We start from the raw sequence: 21515 nt of genomic DNA on the forward strand, positions 1-21515 counted from the left end.
GTCAGCGCATCCGCGCCAGCCGGTCCCGCAGTCGGCGTGCGTCCCGCAGCCGTTGTTCGTACGTCGCGCCGACCGCCAGCAGCAGGAGGCCCGCGACCGCCGGCGGCAGCCAGCGGGGGAGCACGCCGACCACCTGAACGATGTACGGCGCCAACTCGTGCAGAGCGTCCAGGGCGAGCACCACCCCGCCCAGGGCGAGCAGGGCCTGCAGCCGCAGCCGCGCGCCGGTCAGCGTGACGGTCAGCGCCGCGGCGCCCAGCAGCAGAGGACGCAGCCAGTGCGGGTCGCCCCACGTCGCGAGCAGACTCGGCAGCAGCGTCGCCGCCAGCCCCGGTCCGTACGCCGTCCACGACGAGGCCCGCGGATCGCGGCGGCGGCGCAGCAGACCGGCCGCCAGCGCGGGGATCGTGGCCGGCAGGGTGTACGCCTCGGGGGCGGAGACCCCGGACGCCGCGAGACGCACCCAGGTGGCCAGCACGAAGAGCACGGTCGCCGCGTAGCCGACGGCGCGCCGCTCGGGGCGCACCGCGGTGCCCGCCGCGATCACCCCGCACAGCGCGAGAACCAGCGCCAGCACCGGAGTGTCGCCGATCGCCAGGACGACGGAGAGCAGGCCGGCCGCCGCCGCGGTGATCTCGACCGGCGGCGCCGCCGGGTGGCGGTGCAAGCGGGCGGCCAGCACGGCGGCGGTGGCGGGCACCACCAGAAGCAGCAACGCCGTCCCGGGCAGCGGGAGCCCGAGCGCCGCGCCGGTGGCGCAGGCCAGCCCGGTCGCGTACAGCACAGCGGCACCTGCCGCGAGGGGCCGCACCGGACCGGCACCGGGCACGGTGGCCGCCGCGCCGAAGAGCACGGCGAGCAGCCCCAGCACGGCGAGGGTGGCCGGCTCCGAGGCGAGAGCCGTCGCGGTGACGACGAAGGCGCCCGCCACCACGCAGCCGAGCGCGGTCGCCGCCGGCCCACCCGGGGCTGTCGTGCTCAGGCGCACGGCCGCGGCCAGGGCCACCGTCGTCAGCGCCGCATACCAGGCGACGGCCGCCGGGTACGGCAGCGAGGCGGCGGCCGGGACGACGCACGCCGCTGCCCCGCCCAGGGCGATGGCACCGCAGGCTGCCTCGGTACGCCACCGCGCGGTCGCACCGGCCGACCGGTGCACCACCGTGAGGACCGCCGCGATCAGGAGCAGCGCCACCGGCGCGGCCGACAGGCCGGGCCAGGACACTTGCAGCGTGTGCGGCACACCCGTCCAGGGCTTCTGCGCCCGGGCCACCGGTGTCAGCACCGCCAGCGGCGCGGCCGGCGCCGCCCAGACGGCCACCGCTGCCTGGATCCCGCAGGACGCACCGATGAGCCCGTGCGCCGGCGGGCGCGCAGCACGGGTGCGGACCACCGTCAACAGGGCGATCCCACACACCAGGACCAGGACCGGCGTCCAGTCGTCCGCGACGCCATGCCGGGCCACCCCGGCGACCGCGGCCACGGCTGCGAGCCCCGCCGCGCCGGCCGGGAGCGCCGAGGGAAAACGCCATGCGGCGAACAACGCGAGTGCGGCGCCGGTCAGCAGCACCACGCCCGGCACGACCGCCGCGCCCGCCGTGTCGGCGACCACCGAGAGCCGACCGGCCGTCAGCAACGCGCCTGCGCCCGTGACGCAGGCACCGGCGCAGGCGACGGTGCGCACCACCACGCCCTTGTGCCACAGCAGGACAGCCACGTCGCCGGCCGCGGTGACCAGCAGCGCCCCGCTCGTGAAGAGGGGACCTGCGCCGGCCGCGGCCGCCCACAGCAGCAGCGGCAGCTGGGCCGAGACCACCGTGGCGGGCAGCGGCAGCCGCAGCCTGCCCAGCGCCGTGCCGTACCCCGCCCAGAGCAGCGCCAGCACGGCCGAGGAACCGGCTGCGAAGGCGATGCCGCCGGTGTCCGGCGCGGCGACCTGATGGAGCGCATAGGCGTCGAGCACCGTCAGGGCCAGGCCGATGCCCGCCACCGAGTCGCCCGTCGACACCAGCCCACGCCGCAGCAGGGCCACCGGGATCGCCAACGCGACGGCGGTGACCGCGCCGAGCACGGCTGCCCGGCCGCCGATGCCCAGGTGGCCCCAGCTCACCACGGTGAAGGCGATCGCCGCGATCGTCAGCAGCACACCGCCGAGGGTGAGCAGCACGTGCTGCGCACTGGGCGGCGAGGTCTCGGACCGCGGCGCGCTCCCGGCGGGCGACGGGGTGGCGGCCCACGGCCGGCCCGGCGACCGGGCGACGCCCGGCTGCAGGGCGGCGACCAGCCAGGCCCGGCGGGCCAGCAACTGATACCTGCGTGCGTCGAGTTGCGCCAGCTCGCGGTCGAGGAGCGCGAGCTCCTGCGCGGGCGGCGGAAGGTTCTCCATGAGCGATGAGTGTGGTCCCGGCCACCCGGCCCCGTACAGGCGCTCGGATACTCAGACCGGTGCTGAGTATCCGGTCCCCGGCGACCTGCGCAGGGAGCGGCCCGAGCTGCCGGAAGGAGTTTGAACGAAGCACCGGGAGCCCTGTATGGTTCAGTCCGTTCCCGGGCGATTAGCTCAGTGGGAGAGCGCTTCGTTCACACCGAAGAGGTCACTGGTTCGAACCCAGTATCGCCCACCGGGAGAGGCCGGTCCGTCCATCGACGGACCGGCCTTTTTGCCTGCCCGGGCTCGCGCACGGCCGGTCAGGCCGCCGCCGTCAGCTCGGGCCGCAGCGGCCAGGCCGGGTCCACGGTCTCCGGCGTGCCCTGACGGGCGAACCAGGCCTGCAGACCGCGCGCCTGTGCCGCATGCCAACCGGCCTGCAGCGCGTGCAGCTCGGTGGGGGTCAGGCGCTCTAGGCGGGCCGCGAAGCGTCGCCCTATCGCCCGCACGAGTTCCAACGAGGCCACCGCATCGGCGGCCGCGTCGTGGGCGCCGTCCAGCACCACCGCGTACTGCTCGCACAGATCGGTCAGCGTCCGGCGGCCCTTGCGATAGCGGTCCAGGTGTTTGTCCAGCACCCTCGGGTCCAGTACGCGCAGCGGGGAGTCGCCGAGATACCGGTCCAGCGAAGAGGCCCGATGGCGCCTCAACTCCCGGTCCAGCAAGGTGAGATCGAAGGGCGCGTTCATCACCACCAGCGGGCGCCCCGCGGCGCACTGCTCGGCCAGCGCCTTCGCTATCTCCGCCACCACCGGCGAGGGCCAGCGGCCGTTGCGCTGCAGATGCAGGTCGGTCAGCCCGTGTATCTCGGTGGCGCCGGCGGGCACCGGGACGCCCGGGTTCACCAGCCAGCGGGTGATGCGCGGGCGCCCGCCCGCGGCGTCCTGCACCACCAGGGCGGCCGAAACGATGCGGTCGTCCTCGACGTCGACGCCGGTTGTCTCGGTGTCAAATGCGGCCAGAGGCCCCTCGTACCAGCACGGCATGTCCCAACTCCTCGCGCTCACTTGGCAGGTGGTGTGCAACATCTGCCCGATTCGGTGATACCCGGCTGTTTGCGACATACGCCGACCGGAGACAACACAGGTGACGGGCCAGGACATTGACGGCCCGCCACGGGGAAAGTCGGTTGGCACAGTCATCCGGAAGGCACACCACAGTCATGGCGCTCGCGCAGCCCGAACGGGGCGGCCTGGTACCCGAGCGGTTCGCGCCGCTGCGCGGCTCGCTCGCCACCACGGCCTGTATGGAAACCCTCCAAGTCGGCTACCTCCACGCGGTGGCGGCGGCCTCGGGCTGCTCGCTCTCCCAGCCCTTTCCGGACAACGGCATCGACTGGCATGTGAGCCACGGCGCCGCCGGACACACGGTGGACGACGAGGTGACGATCAAGGTGCAGCTCAAATGCACCTATCAGATAGCCCCCGACCCGCCGGGCGGGGCCTTTTCCTTCACGCTCGACAACGCCCATCTGGTGAAGCTGGCCCGCACCCCGGTCTCGGTGCACAAGATCCTGGTCGTGATGCTGGTGCCGCGGACCCAGGACGAATGGCTGCGGGCCGGTCACGACCGGCTGGACCTGCGGCACTGCTGTTACTGGACGAACCTGGCGGGCCACCCCGTGACGGGCAGGCACCGGACCACCGTGCGGATCCCGACCTCGCGGATATTCGACGACCGGGCCCTCTGCGACATCATGACCCGTGTCGGGGCCGGAGGGAGACCTTGATGCAGCACCGCCCGATCGACGAACCCATGCGCCCCCACCCGGTCGACGCCCCCGGCGTGTGGGACGGCGGTTCCGGGCCGTCCCCTTCCCTGGTCGACCCCGTCGTGCTCGGCGCGCTGCTCGGCCGGCACGGCTGGCGGCGGCGCGGCGGTGCCGCCGGACGCTATGCGCGCTGGACACCGCCCGGCCCGGCCGGCCGCGGCACCAGCGTGCTCGTCCCCGAGAGCCGGGCCTTCCCGGACAGCGAGGACGTGCTGGCCGAGGCACTCACCGCGCTGGCCCGCTGCGCGGCGCCCTCGGCCCGTGAGGTGCTGGTCGCGCTCTCCGTGTCCAGCGACGAGATCCGCTGGTCGCGGGAGATGGCCGAAGGTCCGTCCGGGGTCGCCCTCTGGACCGTGCAGGAGCAACTGCGCGCAGCGGCCCGCCAGATGCTGCTGGCCGGCGCGCTGGCCGCCCGCGGCCGTGCCGGGTACTACGGCGCCCGGCACCGCCGACAGGCTCAGTCGTCGCTGGAGGGCGCACTGGTCGGACCGGCACCGGACGGACGGGGGCTGACCGCCTTCGTCCCCGTGGAGCAGGGCCGTTCCGCCGTGGTCCGGCTGCACCACGCCCTGCATGCCACTCGGGAGGCCGTGGACTACCAGCGGGCGACCGGTGCGATGGACGCCTTCGACACCGCGGTGCAGGCCGGGGTCAGCCGCGAGCTGACCGAAGCGGTCGTCGCGCTCGTCCGGGGCACCGAGGGAGCCAGGATCACGCTCGCCTGGTCACCCGCCGCGGGAGCACCGCCGGGCTGCGCGGCGCGGCCGGAACCGGTCGAGTTCTCACCGGGCGACCTGCCCGCCCTGCGCCGGGCGGGCGCGCGTTACCTGGAGGACGAGCCCTCGCTGCCGGTACGGATCACCGGCGCGGTGGTCCGGATGCGGCGCTCCGCACCGGGCGGCCCCGGAACGGTTCGGCTGCGGGTGCTGGCCGGGGCCGAGGTCCCCTATATCCGGATGGTGCTGGACGAGGAGGCCTACCGCATCGCCGGCCACGCCCACCTGGTGGGCCTGCCGATCCGGGTGTACGGCAGGCTGCAGAGTCGCGGCGGCTTCCGCCGGCTGACCGGGGCGGACGGGGTGGCGCCGGTGAAGGTGGACGAGACGGAGCGGGACCGGCTGATGAAGGCGCTCCAGGAGAACCTCGACTTCTTCGAGGAGGCCTGCACCGGAGATCTCTGACCGGACCGGCCGGGCAGGACGGGGCACGCCGGGAGCCGTTCGTTAACCGTTTCGCATTGGGCTCCCCGGGCTCGGTACGATTCACCCGCGCAGTGTTTCCGCTGCCGCGCCCCGTGAGTCAGGAGAGACCGGTGTCAGACGTCCGTGTGATCATCCAACGCGATTCCGAGCGGGAAGAGCGCGTGGTGACGACGGGCACTACGGCAGCCGAGCTCTTCGCCGGTGAGCGCACCATCGTGGCGGCCCGGGTCGGGGGAGAGCTGCGCGACCTTGCTTACGAGCCGGTGGACGGCGAGGTCGTCGAGCCCGTCGAGATCTCCTCCGAGGACGGCCTGAACATCCTCCGGCACTCCACCGCGCACGTGATGGCGCAGGCCGTGCAGGAGCTGTTCCCGCACGCGAAGCTGGGGATCGGGCCGCCGGTCAAGGACGGTTTCTACTACGACTTCGATGTCGAGCGGCCGTTCACCCCCGAGGACCTCAAGACCATCGAGAAGAAGATGCAGGAGATCCAGAAGCGGGGACAGAAGTTCTCGCGCCGGGTCGTCACCGACGAGGCAGCCCGCGAGGAGCTGTCCGCCGAGCCGTACAAGCTGGAACTCATCGGGCTCAAGGGCTCGGCGTCGACCGACGACGGCGCGGATGTCGAGGTGGGCGCGGGTGAGCTCACGATCTACGACAACATCGACGCCAAGACCGGCGACCTGTGCTGGAAGGATCTCTGCCGGGGTCCGCACCTGCCCACCACCCGGAACATTCCGGCGTTCAAGCTGATGCGCAACGCTGCCGCGTACTGGCGGGGCAGCGAGAAGAATCCCATGCTGCAGAGGATCTACGGCACCGCATGGCCGTCGAAGGACGAGCTGAAGGCACACCTCGAATTTCTGGCTGAGGCCGAGAAGCGCGACCACCGCAAGCTCGGCAACGAGCTGGACCTCTTCTCGATCCCGGAGCAGATCGGCTCGGGTCTCGCGGTCTTCCACCCCAGGGGCGGCATCATCCGCCGGGTGATGGAGGACTACTCGCGCAAGCGTCACGAGGAGGAGGGGTACGAGTTCGTCTACACCCCGCATGCCACCAAGGGGAAGCTGTTCGAGACCTCGGGGCACCTGGACTGGTACGCCGACGGCATGTACCCGCCCATGCAGCTCGACGAGGGCACCGACTACTACCTCAAGCCCATGAACTGCCCGATGCACAACCTGATCTTCGATGCGCGGGGCCGGTCCTACCGTGAACTGCCGCTGCGCCTCTTCGAGTTCGGGACTGTGTACCGGTACGAGAAGTCCGGCGTCGTACACGGCCTGACCCGGGCCCGCGGCTTCACCCAGGACGACGCGCACATCTACTGCACCAAGGAGCAGATGGCGGAGGAGCTCGACAAGACGCTCACCTTCGTGCTCGGGCTGCTGCGCGACTACGGTCTGAACGACTTCTACCTGGAGTTGTCCACCAAGGACCCGGAGAAGTTCGTCGGCTCGGACGAGGTCTGGGAAGAGGCCACCGAGACGCTGCGTCAGGTGGCCGAGAAGCAGGGACTGCCGCTGGTCCCCGACCCGGGCGGCGCCGCGTTCTACGGACCCAAGATCTCCGTCCAGGCCAAGGACGCCATCGGCCGTACCTGGCAGATGTCGACCGTGCAGCTGGACTTCAACCTGCCGGAGCGCTTCAACCTGGAGTACACCGGGCCGGACGGCACCAAGCAGCGCCCGGTCATGATCCACCGCGCGCTCTTCGGCTCCATCGAGCGGTTCTTCGCGGTGCTGCTCGAGCACTACGCGGGTGCCTTCCCCGCCTGGCTGGCGCCCGTCCAGGCGGTCGGCATCCCGATCGGCGACGCGCACATCCCGTACCTGCAGGAGTTCGCAGCGAAGGCGCGGAAGCAGGGGCTGCGGGTCGATGTGGACGCCTCGTCCGACCGGATGCAGAAGAAGATCAGGAACCAGCAGAAGCAGAAGGTTCCTTTCATGATCATCGCGGGTGACGAAGACATGGCCAACGGCGCCGTCTCCTTCCGCTACCGCGACGGTTCGCAGGAGAACGGCATCCCGGTCGACGATGCCATCGCCAAGATCGCGCGGGCCGTGGAGGACCGGGTCCAGGTCTGATCCGCAGCACAGGGCAGCGGCCTCCGGAGAGCTACCCGCTCCCCGGAGGCCGCTTCTCGTCCTCCCGGGCGAAGGTCTGGAGCAGCCAGGAGGAGAAGGATCCGGTGACCGCACCCAGCAGGGCGATCCCGCATCCCATCAACCCCACCGCGATCAGCCGCCCGAGGCCGGTCACCGGCGAAACGTCCCCGTATCCGACCGTGGAAAGAGTCGCGGCGGCCCACCACACGGAGTCGCCGAAGGTGCGGATACTGGCGCCGGGCGCGGAGCGTTCGCTGCTGTAGACGGCCAGCGACCCGGCGAAACCGAGCAGCACCGCGGAGAGACTCGCATAGGCCATCACCCGGGCGTGCAGACTCAGCCGTGGCTGAGCTCGCCGGCGCTGTACGGCGGTGTACACCCGCACCATGCGCAGCGGTCGCAGCAACGGCAGGGCCAGCACCAGCGTGTCCAGCCCGTGCGACCGCGGGAAGCGCAGGCCCTGACCGCTCAGGACCAGCCGCACCGCATAGTCCGCGGCGAAGACCAGCCAGGCAGCCAGCAACCCGGCCAGGGCGGCGTTCCGCAGCAGCGGATCGGTGTCCCGGGCCAGTACGCGGACCGCGTAGCAGGCGAGGAAGAGCAGCGAGAGCGCGAACAGCGGCATCTCGGTGCGTGCCTCCCAGCGGGACAGCCGCTCACCGGCCTCCTTGGCATCCATCGGCACAGCATCCCCGCAGTGGGCCCGGGCAGCGCCCCGGCGACGCGCTCCGAATGGGGGAAGCCATATGCTGCACAGCATGACGAGTGAGCCGGAACAGCAGATCGGAGTGGGCACTCAGGACGCGTTCAAGCGTCTGTGGACGCCCCACCGGATGGCGTACATCCGTGGCGAGAACAAGCCGACCGGGCCGGGGTCGGACGACGCGTGTCCGTTCTGCTCGATTCCGTCGAAGTCCGACGAGGACGGCCTGGTCGTCGCACGGGGACTGCACGTGTACGCGGTGCTGAACCTCTACCCGTACAACGGCGGCCATCTGATGGTCGTGCCGTTCCGCCATGTCGCGGACTACACGGAACTGGACACGCCCGAGACCGCCGAACTGGCCGCCTTCACCAAACGGGCGATGACCGCGCTGCGTACGGCGTCCGGGGCGCACGGCTTCAACATCGGCATGAACCAGGGTGCGGCCGCCGGGGCGGGTATCGCCGCGCATCTGCACCAGCACGTGGTCCCGCGCTGGGGCGGCGACACCAATTTCATGCCGGTGGTCGGGCACACCCGAGTGCTTCCGCAACTCCTGGCCGACACCCGCAAGATGCTCGCCGACGCCTGGCCGGTGTGACAGCCGCTCCCCGCCGTCGACAGGCGCCGGTGTCGGGAGCGGCTGTGTCTCAGGCCTCGTAGACGTCGGCCTGGCGGGGTGTCGGGTCCTGGATCAGACCGCTCACGATCAGTGAACGCGTGGTGAAGCGCTCGGTGTCCACGCCGTGCTCGTCGAGCACCCGCATGGCCGCCGCGTGCACCGCCCGCAGCACCGGCGTGGCCGCGCGCATCGCGTCGTCGGCCATGAACCGGTGCCGCCACGGCTTGTCGGCCCAGGCGTGCCGCATACCGAAGGGCTCGGGGAGGATGATCCGGCCACCGGCCCAGTCGAGCAGGCCGGGGAACCAGGTGAGCGGCGCCCGCGCGGTCAGCCGCACCACCTCGTCGGTCTCCACCAGCGGCAGATGCCGTTCGGTGGTCTCCCAGAACTTGACAGCCTTGTTGACCTCTACGGTCTTCGGCTTCGGCTTGGTGGTGAAGAGCGCGTGCACCGGACCCAGCGCGTGCCCCGTCACTTCGATCCGCAGTGTCTCGTGCAGCACGGTGACGGTGATCAACATGGTGATCACCAGCTGGCCGTCCCAGAGTGTGAACTGAACGCCCAGATAGTGACGGTTGCCGCTGCCGAACTGCTGCTCGTTGCAGATCCGCTGTATCTCATGACCCTTGATCTGGAAGGCGTCCACGTCCTCGCCGTCGGGCCTGCTCACCTCGTCGGCGTTCTCCCCGATCGGGGAGACGATCCAGTGCTTGACGGAGGGAGTCGGGAAGCCGCCGGTGTGCAGGGGGCCGCGCTCCAGCATCCGCAGCCGGTCGTGAATCGCCCGGATGACGTCCCAGCTGCGGAAACCATGGATCTCGGTGCCCTCCTTGAGGGGGACCAGCTCCTCGGCGAGCTGCCAGCTGCCCCAGCGGGTACCCATGCCCAATATCCCCTTGGGACCCGCGTAGAAGACCGCGTTGGACTGCTGCTCGGCGGTCAGCTTGGCCAGTGACTGGCGCAGCCGCTCGGCCGCGGTCTCGGTGGGGTTGCGCGGCACCGCCTCGGGGATCTTGGCGCCGACGGCGCTGCCGGACAGCAGCTCGTCCCAGCGCGCACGCATATCTCTGGCGGTGGTCTCGCAGATCCGCTTGGCCCACACCCAACCGATGACGGGCGCGACGATCATCGCCCGCAGGTAGAGCGCCGGCAACCCGCCGAACGGCAGTTTGACCAGGAAGAGCACCGCCAGCCCGCCCATGCCGACCAGCAGGATCGTGCCGAGCACCCCCGCGCCGCGGTTCTTCGCCCCGCCGATGGTGCGGCGCAGCTGGAAAACGGCCAGCCAGAGCAGCAGCCCGGGCAGGAAGACCAGGCCGAAAACAGCCATCACGGCGGTGAGCTTGGCGTCGCGTTCCTTGCGGATGCGGGTCGCCGCCAGGCAGTGCTCCACCACCGTCTGGGGCTCGGTCCCGAAGGACTGGATGAGCGCCTTGCGGGTGCCACCGAGCAGCCGTACCTGAACGGCGCGGGAGAAGGACTCGCCCAGATTGGGCTCGAAGAGCGAGAACTTGCCCTTTTTCACCTGGGTCTTGTGCCACTCGCTGTTCGCCTTGAGTATCTCCACGACCGGGCTGTCCCGGTACGCGGCCGACGCCAGGGCATGCGTGGCAGCGGTCTGACCCGCTGATCCCTGGAGCGGGATCTGAGCCCCAGGAATGAAGTCGAAACCGTCGTTCGCCACCGCTGCCCCCATCGCCGCACCCAACCGCTGCTGCGGCTATTCCCCAACTACCGTGCTCCGCACACCTCCGCTGAGCTGGGACCACAGCGTATCCGTCGCCCGACGGCGTCAACTACAGGCCGTTCTCGGCCTGTTCCCGTACCCGGTCGGCCACCTGGGGCGGCATCGGCTCATGGCGGACGTACGAGCGGCTGAACCTCCCGGTGCCATGCGACACGGACCGGAGGTCGACGGCGTACCTGCCGATCTCGATCTCCGGGACCTCGGCCCGTACCAGGGTGCTCTCCGAGCCCACCTGTTCGGTGCCCACGACCCGACCGCGCCGCCCGGAGATGTCGCTCATCACCGGGCCCACGAAATCGTCGGGCACCAGCACCTGCAGCTCCGCCACCGGCTCCAGCAGGTGGATCGGGGTGTCCCGGGCGGCCTCCCGCAGCGCCAGCGCTCCGGCCGTCTGGAATGCCGCGTCGGAGGAGTCCACGGAATGCGCCTTGCCGTCCAGGAGGGTGACCCGGACATCGACCAGCGGGTGGCCGGAGGCGACGCCCCGGGCGGCCTGGGCGCGTATCCCCTTCTCCACGGACGGGATGAACTGCCGTGGCACCGAACCGCCCACTACCTTGTCGACGAACTCGATCCCCGCCCCCGGCGGCAGCGGCTCCACCTCGATCTCGCAGATCGCGAACTGGCCGTGGCCGCCGGACTGTTTGACGTGTCTGCCGCGCCCCACCGACCTCGCTCCGAACGTCTCGCGCAGCGGCACCCGGTACGGCACCGCGTCCACCTGGACCCCGTAACGGCTGCGCAACCGGTCCAGCGCGACATCCAGATGCGCCTCGCCCAGACACCACAGCACCAGCTGACGGGTGTCCGGATTCTGCTCGAGGCGCATGGTCGGGTCCTCGGCGACCAGCCGGGCGAGCCCCTGGGAGAGTTTGTCCTCGTCCGCCTTGCTGTGGGCCGCGATGGCGAGCGGCAGCAACGGGTCCGGCATCACCCAGGGCTCCATCAGCAGCGGGTCGTCCTTCGCCGACAGGGTGTCCCCGGTCTCGGCCCGGTTCAGCCTGGCGACACAGGCGATGTCGCCGGCCACGCACTGGTTCAGGGTGCGCTGCTGTTTGCCGAAGGGGACGGAGAGCGCACCGATGCGCTCGTCGACGTCATGGTCGGCGTGGCCGCGCTCCGTCATGCCGTGACCCGACACGTGGACGGTCTCGTCGGGGCGCAGGGTGCCGGAGAAGACCCGCACCAGACTGAGCCGGCCCACATAGGGATCGGACGCCGTCTTGATCACCTCGGCGACCAGCGGCCCGGTGGGATCACAGGTCGCCGCGGGGCGGGCGCCGCCGTCCGGGGTGGTGACCGGCGGGGCCGCCCGCTCCGGCGGCGTCGGGAACCCGCGGGTGATCAGCTCGAGGAGTTCGACCGTGCCCAGGCCCTGCGCCCCGCCGTCGGCGGCCGGCGCGGCCGCGAGCACCGGGTGGAAGACGCCCCGGGCGACGGCCCGCTCCAGGTCCCCGATGAGGGTTTTGACGTCGATCTCGTCGCCGCCCAGATAGCGGTCCATGAGGGTCTCGTCCTCGCTCTCCGCGATGATCCCCTCGATCAGCCGGTTGCGCGCCTCGGCGATCAGTTGCTGCTGGTCCTCACCGGGCGAGGTCTCCTCGCGCCGGCCCGAGGTGTAGTCGAAGAGCCGCTGGGTGAGCAATCCGGTCAGCCCGGTCACCGGGGCGTGCCCGTCGGCCCGCTGGGCGCCGTACAGCGGCAGGTACAGGGGGAGCACCGCGTCCGGGTCGTCGCCGCCGAAAATGCGGCCGCACACCTCGGTCAGCTCGTCGTAGCCGGTACGCGCCGTGTCCAGGTGGGTGACCACGATGGCCCGTGGCATCCCCACGGCGGCGCATTCCTCCCACACCGCACGCGTCGTGCCGGCGATGCCGGCGGCGTCCTGGGCGGCCGACACGACGAAAAGGGCCGCGTCCGCCGCTCGCAGACCGGCCCTGAGTTCACCGACGAAGTCGGCGTATCCAGGTGTGTCCAGCAGGTTGATCTTGATCCCGTCCCAGCTGAGGGGGACGAGCGAGAGCTGCACCGACCGCTGCTGGCGGTGCTCGATCTCGTCGTAGTCGGAGACGGTCTGGCCGTCCTCCACCCGGCCGGCCCGATTGACCGCTCCGGCGGTCAGTGCGAGGGCCTCGACCAGGGTGGTTTTGCCCGATCCACTGTGGCCGACCAGGACCACGTTCCTTACGGAATCCGGCCGGTCGGCCGTAGCCGCCCTGCCGGCGGCCCCGGTGGGTGCGTTCGCCTTGTCGCCCATGATGGTGCCTCCCGTGCACGGTGAGGTGTCGGAAGCTGTTGTCCGACTCCCGCTGGGCTCGGAACGCCCGGAGCTGATCCAGCGGGAGTCGGACGACAGCTTCTCAGGGCGCGGACAGCAGGAGGAGCCGCAGTGCGTGGCGGCACCGGTGACGCCCGCGGTGCTTCGAGCTTTCCACTCACTTCACGATGCGTCCATACGTCGCGCCCGGCGACGCGGGAGAGAGGGCCCGGCAGTGGACGCCCCGGGTCCTGGCTACGATGGGCCAGCCGGTGGCCAATGGGGCCGCGCGGCCCACCGACCCCTCGGGAAGGCCATGCTGAACAAGTACGCGCGTGCATTCTTCACGCGTGTCCTCACACCGTTCGCCTCGTTCCTGCTCCGCATCGGGGTCAGCCCCGACGCGGTGACTCTCGTCGGTACGGCCGGGGTGATGGCGGGTGCGCTGGTCTTCTTCCCCAGGGGAGAGTTCTTCTGGGGCACGATCGTCATCACGCTCTTCGTCTTCTCCGACCTCGTCGACGGGAACATGGCGCGCCAGGCCGGCGTCTCGAGCCGCTGGGGCGCCTTCCTCGACTCGACCCTGGACCGGGTCGCCGACGGCGCGATCTTCGGCGGATTCGCGCTCTGGTACGCGGGCACCGGCGACAACAACATGTTGTGCGCGGTCGCGATCTTCTGTCTCGCCAGCGGCCAGGTGGTCTCGTACACCAAGGCCCGCGGTGAATCCATCGGACTGCCGGTGGCGGTCAACGGACTCATCGAGCGGGCCGAGCGGCTCGTCATCTCGCTCGTTGCCGCCGGCCTGGCCGGGTTCCATGCCTTCGGAGTGCCCGGCATCCAGATCCTGCTGCCGATCGCGCTCTGGATCGTGGCGGTGGGCAGTCTGATCACCCTGGTGCAGCGCGTCGTGACCGTACGCCGGGAATCCGCCGAGGCCGACGCCGCGGCCGCCGCCACCCAGGACAGCGGGGCGGTATGAGGGAGCGGCTGACGGACGCGCTGTACGGGCTGGGCTGGAGCGCGGTCAAGAAGCTGCCGGAACCGGCGGCCGTGCGTCTCGGCCGCACCCTCGCGGACGCGGTGTGGAAGCGCCGCGGTAAGAGCGTGCTGCGGCTCGAGTCGAATCTGGCCCGGGTGGTGCCGGACGCCACCCCGGCCCGGCTGGCGGATCTCTCGCAGGCCGGGATGCGTTCCTACATGCGGTACTGGATGGAGTCCTTCCGGCTGCCCGCCTGGAGCCCGGAACGCGTGCGGAACGGCTTCGACGTCAAGGACGTCCACTATCTGACCGACGGCCTCGCCGCGGGCAAGGGCGTCGTCCTGGCCCTCCCGCACATGGGCAACTACGACCTGGCGGGGGCGTGGGTGACCACCGAACTGGGGGTTCCGTTCACCACGGTCGCCGAACGCCTGAAGCCGGAGACGCTGTACGACAGGTTCGTCGCCTACCGTGAGGGCCTGGGCATGGAGGTCCTTCCGCACACCGGCGGCGCGGCCTTCGGCACCTTGGCGCGACGGCTGCGGGCCGGCGGCCTGGTCTGCCTGGTCGCCGACCGGGACCTGTCCGCGTCCGGCGTCGAGGTGAAGTTCTTCGGCGAAACCACCAGGATCCCCGCCGGACCGGCCCTGCTGGCCCAGCAGACGGGCGCGCTGTTGCTGCCCGTCACCCTCTGGTACGACGATTCGCCGGTGATGCGGGGCCGGGTCCATCCGCCGGTGGAGGTGCCCGGGACAGGTAGCAGGTCCGAAAAGACGTCTGAGATGGCGCAGGCGGTGGCCGATGCCTTCGCCACCGGAATCGCCGAGCACCCGGAGGACTGGCACATGCTGCAGCGACTATGGCTTGCCGACCTGGGTCCTGCTCCGGAGCCCCGCCAGGAGCCCTCGTGAAGATCGGCATCGTGTGCCCGTACTCCTGGGACGTGCCCGGTGGGGTGCAGTTCCACATCAGGGACCTGGCCGAGCACCTGATCCGGCTCGGCCACCAGGTGTCGGTGCTCGCCCCCGCCGACGACGAGACCCCACTGCCGCCGTACGTCGTCTCGGCCGGGCGCGCCGTGCCCGTGCCGTACAACGGCTCGGTCGCCCGGCTCAACTTCGGCTTCCTCTCCGCGGCGCGGGTACGGCGCTGGCTGCACGACGGCACCTTCGACGTCATTCACATCCATGAGCCGACCTCGCCCTCGCTGGGCCTGCTCACCTGCTGGGCCGCGCAGGGCCCGATCGTGGCGACCTTCCACACCTCCAACCCGCGCTCGCGGGCGATGATCGCCGCCTACCCGATCCTGCAGCCCGCGCTGGAGAAGATCAGCGCACGGATCGCGGTGAGCGAGTACGCGCGGCGGACCCTGGTCGAGCACCTGGGCGGCGACGCGGTGGTCATCCCCAACGGCGTGGACGTCGGGTTCTTCGACCGGGCCGAGCCCCGGCCCGAGTGGCAGTCAGGAGGGGTGCGCAGCTCGGTTGAGGGTGGTGGCGGAAGACGGGCGGGAGCAACCATCGGCTTCATCGGACGGATCGACGAACCCCGCAAGGGCCTGCCGGTGCTGATGCGGGCGCTGCCGAAGATCCTCGCCGAATCTCCGGACACCCGGCTGCTGGTGGCCGGCCGCGGTGACGAGGAAGAGGCCGTGGCATCACTGCCGAAGGAGATGCGCCGGAGCGTCGAATTCCTCGGCATGGTGAGCGATGAGGACAAGGCACGGCTGCTGCGCAGTGTCGATGTGTACGTCGCGCCGAACACCGGCGGCGAGAGCTTCGGGATCATCCTCGTCGAGGCGATGTCCGCGGGGGCTCCGGTGCTCGCCAGCGACCTCGACGCCTTCGCGCAGGTGCTCGACCAGGGGGCGGCGGGTGAGCTCTTCGCCAACGAGGACGCCGACGCGCTCGCCCGGGCCGCGGTGCGGTTGCTCGGTGACGAAAACCGCCGCGCGGAGCTGCGCAAGCGGGGCAGCGCACATGTGCGCCGCTTCGACTGGTCGACGGTCGGCGCGGACATCCTGGCGGTGTACGAGACGGTCACGGACGGCGCGGCCTCGGTCGACACCGATGAACGGGTGAGCCTGCGGGCGCGGTTCGGACTGGCCCGGGACTGACGGGCCGACCCCGGCGTCACGGTCCGGCCCCGGCGCACGGTCCGACTCGGGGCCGTGCGCCGGCCCGGTAGCCTTGCCGCCCGTGACCGTAACCCTGATCATCTGGATCGCCGTCGCCCTCCTCGCGGTCGGCATGTATCTGAGCTGGACGGCCGGTCGGCTGGACCGACTGCATGCCCGGATCGACGCGGCCCGGGCCGCCCTCGATGCCCAGCTGCTGCGCCGCGCGTCGGTCGCCCAGGAGCTGGCCACCTCCGGCGTACTCGATCCGGCCGCCTCGATCGTGCTCTACCAGGCGGCGCACGCGGCCCGGCAGGCCGAGGAGGAACACCGCGAGGTGACCGAGAGCGAGCTGAGCCAGGCGCTCCGGGCCGTCTTCGGCGAGACGGCGCAGGTCGAGGCGGTACGTGCGGCACCGGGCGGTGAGGACGCCGCGGACGAACTCGCCGCAGCGGTACGGCGGGTGCCGATGGCCAGACGCTTCCACAACGACGCCGTACGGGCCGCGCGCGCCCTGCGGACCCATCGCACGGTCCGCTGGTTCCGGCTGGCCGGACACGCGCCGTTCCCGCTGGCCTTCGAGATGGACGACGAGCCGCCGGTCGCGCTGGCCGACCGCCCCGGGAGCTGAACCGGCACGGGGCCGTACCGTGGAAGCGCAAGCCGGAACGCCGAAAATGATCCACCGGCTGTCCATTGGCCCTTGCTGTGGCCTGGTCCCTGGGCGTTCCATCGGAACCGCAAGAACTCTCTTCCCCGAGCGAGGTACCCGTGTCGAGCACGCTTCCCACCCCCACCCAGTCCGCCGAGACCCCGGCCACCGGAACCGCGCGCGTCAAGCGCGGTATGGCCGAGCAGCTCAAGGGCGGCGTGATCATGGATGTGGTCAACGCCGAGCAGGCGAAGATCGCCGAGGATGCGGGCGCCGTCGCCGTCATGGCGCTGGAGCGGGTCCCCGCCGACATCCGCAAGGACGGCGGCGTGGCCCGGATGTCCGACCCGAACATGATCGAGGAGATCATCGAGGCCGTCTCGATCCCGGTCATGGCCAAGTCCCGCATCGGGCACTTCGTCGAGGCCCAGGTGCTGCAGTCGCTCGGCGTCGACTACATCGACGAGTCCGAGGTGCTGACCCCGGCCGACGAGGTCAACCACAGCGACAAGTTCGCCTTCACCACGCCGTTCGTCTGCGGCGCCACCAACCTGGGTGAGGCGCTGCGCAGGATCACCGAGGGCGCCGCCATGATCCGCTCCAAGGGCGAGGCCGGCACCGGGAACGTCGTCGAGGCCGTCCGCCACCTGCGTCAGATCAAGAACGAGATCGCCCGGCTGCGCGGCTACGACAACAACGAGCTGTACGCCGCGGCCAAGGAGCTGCGCGCCTCCTACGAGCTGGTCAAGGAGGTCGCCGAGCTCGGCAAGCTGCCGGTGGTCCTCTTCTCCGCGGGCGGTGTCGCCACCCCGGCCGATGCCGCGCTGATGCGCCAGCTCGGCGCCGAGGGCGTCTTCGTCGGCTCCGGAATCTTCAAGTCCGGCGACCCGGCCAAGCGCGCCGCCGCCATCGTGAAGGCCACCACCTTCTACGACGACCCGAAGATCATCGCGGACGCCTCCCGCGACCTGGGCGAGGCCATGGTCGGGATCAACTGCGACACCCTCCCGGAGAACGAGCGCTACGCGAACCGGGGCTGGTGATGACCACCCTTCCCCTGCCTTCGGCGGGGGAACCCCCAGTCATCGGAGTCCTGGCACTCCAGGGCGACGTGCGGGAACACCTGATCGCCCTGGCCACGGCGGACGCCCTGGCCAGGCCGATCAGGCGGCCCGAGGAGCTCGCCGAGGTCGACGGCCTCGTCCTGCCGGGCGGCGAGTCCACCACGATGTCCAAACTGGCCACCCTCTTCGGCCTGCTGGAGCCGCTGCGTGCCCGCATCGCCGCGGGCATGCCGGTGTACGGCACCTGTGCGGGCATGATCATGCTGGCGGACAAGATCCTCGACCCGAGGTCCGACCAGGAGACCTTCGGCGGCATCGACATGATCGTCCGACGCAACGCCTTCGGACGTCAGAACGAGTCCTTCGAGGCGGCCGTCGCGATCGAGGAGATCGACGGCGGACCGGTGGAGGGCGTCTTCATCCGCGCCCCCTGGGTGGAGTCGGTCGGCGCCGAGGTCCGGGTGCTCGCCCGGCACGGCGGCCACATCGTCGCGGTACGCCAGGGCAACGCCGTGGCCACCTCCTTCCACCCCGAGCTCACCGGCGACCACCGGTTGCACCGGTACTTCGCGGACATGGTGCGCGACGCCCGGTGACCGGCGCCCGGTAGGATCTCTGGCGTTCGTCCAGGAAATGGTTACGCGAAGGAGACAGGCAGATGTCCGGCCACTCTAAATGGGCTACGACGAAGCACAAGAAGGCCGTGGTCGACGCCAAGCGCGGCAAGCTCTTCGCGAAGCTGATCAAGAACATCGAGGTTGCCGCCAGGACCGGTGGCGTCGACCCCGAGGGCAACCCGACGCTCGTCGACGCCATTCAGAAGGCGAAGAAGAGTTCCGTACCGAACAAGAACATCGACTCGGCGGTCAAGCGCGGCGGTGGTCTCGAAGCGGGCGGCGTCGACTACCAGACGATCATGTATGAGGGGTACGGGCCCAACGGTGTCGCGGTGCTCATCGAGTGCCTCACCGACAACCGCAACCGTGCCGCCTCGGACGTGCGGGTCGCGATGACCCGCAACGGCGGCTCGATGGCCGACCCGGGCTCGGTGTCCTACCTGTTCAACCGCAAGGGCGTCGTGCTGGTGCCCAAGGGCGAGCTGGGCGAGGACGACGTACTCGGCGCGGTCCTGGAGGCCGGCGCCGAAGAGGTCAACGACCTGGGCGAGTCCTACGAGGTCGTCAGCGAAGCCACCGACATGGTCGCGGTCCGCACCGCGCTCCAGGAGGCCGGCATCGACTACGACTCCGCCGAGGCCAACTTCATGCCGACCATGCAGGTCGAGCTGGACGAAGAGGGCGCGCGGAAGATCTTCAAGCTGATCGACGCGCTGGAGGACAGCGACGACGTGCAGAACGTCTTCGCCAACTTCGACGTCTCGGACGACGTCATGGAGAAGATCGACGCCTGACGGGCATTCAGTACCGCGCAGATGAACGGGCCGACAGGGACACGCCCCTGTCGGCCCGTCCGCGTTGTCAGTGCCACCGGCTAACCTGCAACAACGCAGGAACACATGGTCGAAAGAACGCGAAGGCGCCACGACACGAGGGAGGGGAACCGTGCGTGTACTGGGCGTGGACCCGGGGTTGACCCGGTGCGGCGTCGGCGTGGTCGACGGGGTCGCAGGCCGCTCCCTGAAGATGCTCGGCGTCGGCGTGATCCGCACCCCTGCGGACGCCGAGCTCGGCGTCCGGCTGGTGGCTGTCGAGCGCGGAATGGAAGAGTGGCTCGACCAGTACCGGCCGGAAGTCGTCGCCGTGGAGCGGGTGTTCAGCCAGCACAACGTCAGCACGGTGATGGGCACCGCGCAGGCGAGCGCGGTCGCGATGCTCTGCGCCGCCCGGCGCGGCATCCCGGTCGCCCTGCACACCCCCAGCGAGGTCAAGGCAGCCGTCTCCGGCAGCGGCCGAGCCGACAAGGCACAGGTCGGCGCGATGGTGACCCGGCTGCTGCGACTCGACGCACCGCCTCGACCGGCCGACGCGGCCGACGCCCTCGCGCTCGCCATCTGTCACATCTGGCGGGCCCCCGCGCAGAACCGGCTCCAGCAGGCCGTCGCCGCCCACCGCACGCTGAAAGGCCGTACCGCATGATCGCCTTCGTATCGGGTCCGGTGGCCGCCCTGGCCCCGACCACCGCCGTCGTGGAGGTCGGCGGGATCGGCATGGCCGTCCAGTGCACCCCGAACACGCTCTCCACCCTGCGCATCGGCCAGCAGGCCAAACTGGCCACCTCGCTGGTCGTCCGGGAGGATTCGCTCACCCTCTACGGCTTCCTGGACGACGACGAACGCCAGGTGTTCGAGCTGCTCCAGACCGCCAGCGGGGTCGGTCCCCGCCTCGCCCAGGCGATGCTCGCCGTGCACACACCGGACGCCCTGCGGATGGCGGTCTCCACCGGCGACGAGAAAGCGCTGACCGCGGTGCCCGGCATCGGCAAGAAGGGCGCCCAGAAGCTGCTTCTGGAGCTCAAGGACCGCCTCGGCGCACCGCAGGGCACCGGCGCCCGACTGACCGCACAGCGGTCCGCCCCCGGCCCCGCCCCCTGGAGCGAGCAGCTGCACACGGCGCTCGTCGGCCTCGGATACGCCCCACGGGAGGCCGAAGACGCGGTGACCGCCGTCACCCCGCAGGCCGAGGCCGCCGCCGACCCCAACGTGGGTGCGCTGCTCAAGGCCGCCCTGCAGACCCTCAACCGCGCCCGCTGATCGAGAGACCCGCCATGCTGCCTCCTCAGAACAAGCGGGACGATCCCGCCCCCGGCACCGAAGAGCGCCTGGTGGGATCCGACGCCGACGGCGAGGACCAGGCGGTCGAGGCCGCGCTGCGCCCCAAGGACCTGGACGAGTTCGTCGGCCAGGAAAAGGTCCGGCAACAGCTGGACCTGGTCCTCAGGGCGGCCAGACAGCGCGGCGCCACCGCCGACCACGTACTGCTCTCCGGAGCACCGGGGCTCGGCAAGACCACTCTTTCGATGATCATCGCTGCCGAGATGGGCGCCCCGATCCGCATCACCTCGGGACCGGCGATCCAGCACGCCGGCGATCTCGCCGCGATCCTCTCCTCGCTGCAGGAGGGCGAGGTCCTCTTCCTCGACGAGATCCACCGGATGTCCAGGCCCGCCGAGGAAATGCTCTACATGGCCATGGAGGACTTCCGGGTCGACGTCATCGTCGGCAAGGGCCCCGGCGCCACCGCCATCCCGCTCGAGCTGCCGCCCTTCACCCTGGTCGGTGCCACCACCCGGGCCGGACTGCTGCCGCCCCCGCTGCGTGACCGCTTCGGCTTCACCGGGCACATGGAGTTCTACGAACCGGCCGAGCTGGAGCGGGTCATCCACCGCTCGGCCCGTCTGCTGGACGTGGAGATCGGCGAGGAGGGCGCCGCCGAGATCGCCGGCCGCTCCCGCGGCACCCCCCGGATCGCCAACCGGCTGCTGCGCCGGGTCCGGGACTACGCCCAGGTCGAGGCCGACGGCGTCATCACCCGGGACGTGGCAGGCACGGCGCTCGCGGTGTACGAGGTTGACGCTCGCGGACTCGATCGGCTGGACCGTTCGGTGCTCCAGGCGCTGCTGAAACTGTTCGGCGGCGGCCCCGTGGGCCTGTCCACCCTTGCGGTGGCCGTGGGGGAGGAGCGGGAAACGGTCGAGGAGGTCGCCGAGCCCTTCCTGGTACGGGAAGGCCTGCTGGCGCGTACCCCGCGCGGCCGGGTGGCCACCCCCGCCGCCTGGGCCCATCTGGGACTCGTACCCCCGCAGGGCGGCGGTGGAGGGGCTCCGGGAATAGGACAAGGAGGCCTGTTCGGGGCGTGATGGCGCGCAAGGGTGCACGCGGAGGAACCCCGGTGCCATGCTGGGCGTTG

At 71.0% G+C, this 21515-nt stretch carries 19 protein-coding genes and 1 tRNA gene; 15 read left to right on the forward strand and 5 right to left on the reverse strand.

The annotated features are described in order from the left end of the window. Position 1: 1 nt before the first annotated feature. Positions 2-2383, reverse strand: a complete 2382-nt coding sequence (locus AB0436_RS25175; RefSeq protein WP_366470196.1) for a hypothetical protein — start codon at positions 2381-2383, stop codon at positions 2-4. Between the two features lie 163 nt (positions 2384-2546). Here AB0436_RS25175 and AB0436_RS25180 point away from each other — a divergent pair. After that, positions 2547-2618, forward strand: a tRNA-Val gene (locus AB0436_RS25180). Positions 2619-2685: 67 nt separating this feature from the next. On the opposite strand, the gene AB0436_RS25185 is transcribed toward AB0436_RS25180, so the two are convergent. Then, positions 2686-3411 carry a 3'-5' exonuclease gene (locus AB0436_RS25185; RefSeq protein WP_365854566.1) on the reverse strand — a complete coding sequence of 242 codons (726 nt, stop codon included), beginning with the start codon at positions 3409-3411 and terminating at the stop codon, positions 2686-2688. 176 nt (positions 3412-3587) lie between these two features. Between AB0436_RS25185 and AB0436_RS25190 the strand changes: the two genes are divergently transcribed. The 3 genes from AB0436_RS25190 (at position 3588) to thrS (ending at position 7485) form a co-directional block, all read left to right on the forward strand. Then, positions 3588-4154, forward strand: a complete 567-nt coding sequence (locus AB0436_RS25190) for a DUF4365 domain-containing protein (RefSeq protein ID WP_365854568.1) — start codon at positions 3588-3590, stop codon at positions 4152-4154. Next, on the forward strand, positions 4154-5377 hold the full coding sequence (locus tag AB0436_RS25195) for a hypothetical protein (RefSeq protein WP_366470197.1): 1224 nt from the start codon (positions 4154-4156) through the stop codon (positions 5375-5377). Before AB0436_RS25190 ends, AB0436_RS25195 begins: the two co-directional genes overlap by 1 nt. Before the next feature lie 131 nt (positions 5378-5508). Further along, a complete protein-coding gene (gene thrS / locus AB0436_RS25200; protein WP_366470198.1) occupies positions 5509-7485 on the forward strand; it encodes a threonine--tRNA ligase in 1977 nt (658 codons plus the stop codon). Between the two features lie 31 nt (positions 7486-7516). Here thrS and AB0436_RS25205 read toward each other — a convergent pair whose 3' ends face one another. Further along, positions 7517-8185, reverse strand: a complete 669-nt coding sequence (locus AB0436_RS25205) for a potassium channel family protein (RefSeq protein WP_366470199.1) — start codon at positions 8183-8185, stop codon at positions 7517-7519. A gap of 67 nt (positions 8186-8252) precedes the next feature. Between AB0436_RS25205 and AB0436_RS25210 the strand changes: the two genes are divergently transcribed. Continuing rightward, complete coding sequence (locus AB0436_RS25210; protein WP_366470200.1) at positions 8253-8810, forward strand: HIT domain-containing protein; 558 nt, start codon at positions 8253-8255, stop codon at positions 8808-8810. 49 nt (positions 8811-8859) lie between these two features. Here the strand turns inward: AB0436_RS25210 and AB0436_RS25215 are convergent, their stop codons facing one another. Further along, a complete protein-coding gene (locus tag AB0436_RS25215) occupies positions 8860-10527 on the reverse strand; it encodes a hypothetical protein (protein WP_366470201.1) in 1668 nt (555 codons plus the stop codon). A gap of 100 nt (positions 10528-10627) precedes the next feature. Beyond that, a complete protein-coding gene (locus AB0436_RS25220; protein WP_366470202.1) occupies positions 10628-12835 on the reverse strand; it encodes an elongation factor G-like protein EF-G2 in 2208 nt (735 codons plus the stop codon). A 316-nt stretch (positions 12836-13151) separates the two neighbouring features. Here AB0436_RS25220 and pgsA point away from each other — a divergent pair, with 316 nt between their 5' ends. The 10 genes from pgsA to ruvB all read left to right on the forward strand — a co-directional run bounded on the left by pgsA (position 13152) and on the right by ruvB (position 21465). Further along, positions 13152-13817, forward strand: coding sequence for a phosphatidylinositol phosphate synthase (gene pgsA / locus AB0436_RS25225; RefSeq protein WP_366470203.1), 666 nt, complete (start codon positions 13152-13154; stop codon positions 13815-13817). Continuing rightward, positions 13814-14728: a phosphatidylinositol mannoside acyltransferase gene (locus tag AB0436_RS25230; protein ID WP_366470204.1), complete on the forward strand. Its 915-nt coding sequence runs from the start codon at positions 13814-13816 to the stop codon at positions 14726-14728. The genes pgsA and AB0436_RS25230 overlap by 4 nt, the downstream gene beginning before the upstream one ends. Further along, entirely contained in the window at positions 14725-15933 is a 1209-nt protein-coding gene (locus AB0436_RS25235; protein WP_366470205.1) for a glycosyltransferase family 4 protein, read from the forward strand. The genes AB0436_RS25230 and AB0436_RS25235 overlap by 4 nt, the downstream gene beginning before the upstream one ends. 82 nt (positions 15934-16015) lie before the next feature. Next, positions 16016-16564 (forward strand): hypothetical protein, encoded by a 549-nt coding sequence (locus tag AB0436_RS25240; RefSeq protein WP_366470206.1) that lies wholly within the window; start codon positions 16016-16018, stop codon positions 16562-16564. A 140-nt stretch (positions 16565-16704) separates the two neighbouring features. Next, positions 16705-17628, forward strand: a complete 924-nt coding sequence (gene pdxS, locus AB0436_RS25245; RefSeq protein WP_365854591.1) for a pyridoxal 5'-phosphate synthase lyase subunit PdxS — start codon at positions 16705-16707, stop codon at positions 17626-17628. Then, positions 17628-18245: a pyridoxal 5'-phosphate synthase glutaminase subunit PdxT gene (gene pdxT / locus AB0436_RS25250; RefSeq protein ID WP_366470207.1), complete on the forward strand. Its 618-nt coding sequence runs from the start codon at positions 17628-17630 to the stop codon at positions 18243-18245. The genes pdxS and pdxT overlap by 1 nt, the downstream gene beginning before the upstream one ends. Positions 18246-18307: 62 nt before the next feature. Then, positions 18308-19060: a YebC/PmpR family DNA-binding transcriptional regulator gene (locus tag AB0436_RS25255; protein WP_366470208.1), complete on the forward strand. Its 753-nt coding sequence runs from the start codon at positions 18308-18310 to the stop codon at positions 19058-19060. Between the two features lie 151 nt (positions 19061-19211). Beyond that, a complete protein-coding gene (ruvC, locus tag AB0436_RS25260) occupies positions 19212-19745 on the forward strand; it encodes a crossover junction endodeoxyribonuclease RuvC (protein WP_366470209.1) in 534 nt (177 codons plus the stop codon). After that, a complete protein-coding gene (gene ruvA / locus AB0436_RS25265) occupies positions 19742-20359 on the forward strand; it encodes a Holliday junction branch migration protein RuvA (protein ID WP_366470210.1) in 618 nt (205 codons plus the stop codon). Before ruvC ends, ruvA begins: the two co-directional genes overlap by 4 nt. Before the next feature lie 14 nt (positions 20360-20373). Continuing rightward, complete coding sequence (gene ruvB, locus AB0436_RS25270) at positions 20374-21465, forward strand: Holliday junction branch migration DNA helicase RuvB (protein ID WP_366470211.1); 1092 nt, start codon at positions 20374-20376, stop codon at positions 21463-21465. The last annotated feature ends 50 nt before the right edge of the window (positions 21466-21515 follow it).

The sequence above is a fragment of the Streptomyces sp. NPDC051322 genome (assembly GCF_040689485.1).
Taxonomy (GTDB): Bacteria; Actinomycetota; Actinomycetes; order Streptomycetales; family Streptomycetaceae; genus Streptomyces.

Excerpts from the sequence above, each read along its gene's own strand:
- AB0436_RS25220 (WP_366470202.1), bottom strand. The coding sequence starts at position 12,835 with ATGGGCGACAAGGCGAACGCACCCACCGGGGCCGCCGGCAGGGCGGCT.
- pgsA (WP_366470203.1), top strand. The coding sequence starts at position 13,152 with ATGCTGAACAAGTACGCGCGTGCATTCTTCACGCGTGTCCTCACACCG.
- pdxT (WP_366470207.1), top strand. The coding sequence starts at position 17,628 with ATGACCACCCTTCCCCTGCCTTCGGCGGGGGAACCCCCAGTCATCGGA.
- AB0436_RS25215 (WP_366470201.1), bottom strand. The coding sequence starts at position 10,527 with ATGGGGGCAGCGGTGGCGAACGACGGTTTCGACTTCATTCCTGGGGCT.
- AB0436_RS25230 (WP_366470204.1), top strand. The coding sequence starts at position 13,814 with ATGAGGGAGCGGCTGACGGACGCGCTGTACGGGCTGGGCTGGAGCGCG.
- AB0436_RS25195 (WP_366470197.1), top strand. The coding sequence starts at position 4,154 with ATGCAGCACCGCCCGATCGACGAACCCATGCGCCCCCACCCGGTCGAC.
- ruvB (WP_366470211.1), top strand. The coding sequence starts at position 20,374 with ATGCTGCCTCCTCAGAACAAGCGGGACGATCCCGCCCCCGGCACCGAA.
- AB0436_RS25185 (WP_365854566.1), bottom strand. The coding sequence starts at position 3,411 with ATGCCGTGCTGGTACGAGGGGCCTCTGGCCGCATTTGACACCGAGACA.
- ruvA (WP_366470210.1), top strand. The coding sequence starts at position 19,742 with ATGATCGCCTTCGTATCGGGTCCGGTGGCCGCCCTGGCCCCGACCACC.
- AB0436_RS25205 (WP_366470199.1), bottom strand. The coding sequence starts at position 8,185 with ATGGATGCCAAGGAGGCCGGTGAGCGGCTGTCCCGCTGGGAGGCACGC.
- AB0436_RS25255 (WP_366470208.1), top strand. The coding sequence starts at position 18,308 with ATGTCCGGCCACTCTAAATGGGCTACGACGAAGCACAAGAAGGCCGTG.
- AB0436_RS25210 (WP_366470200.1), top strand. The coding sequence starts at position 8,253 with ATGCTGCACAGCATGACGAGTGAGCCGGAACAGCAGATCGGAGTGGGC.
- AB0436_RS25190 (WP_365854568.1), top strand. The coding sequence starts at position 3,588 with ATGGCGCTCGCGCAGCCCGAACGGGGCGGCCTGGTACCCGAGCGGTTC.
- AB0436_RS25175 (WP_366470196.1), bottom strand. The coding sequence starts at position 2,383 with ATGGAGAACCTTCCGCCGCCCGCGCAGGAGCTCGCGCTCCTCGACCGC.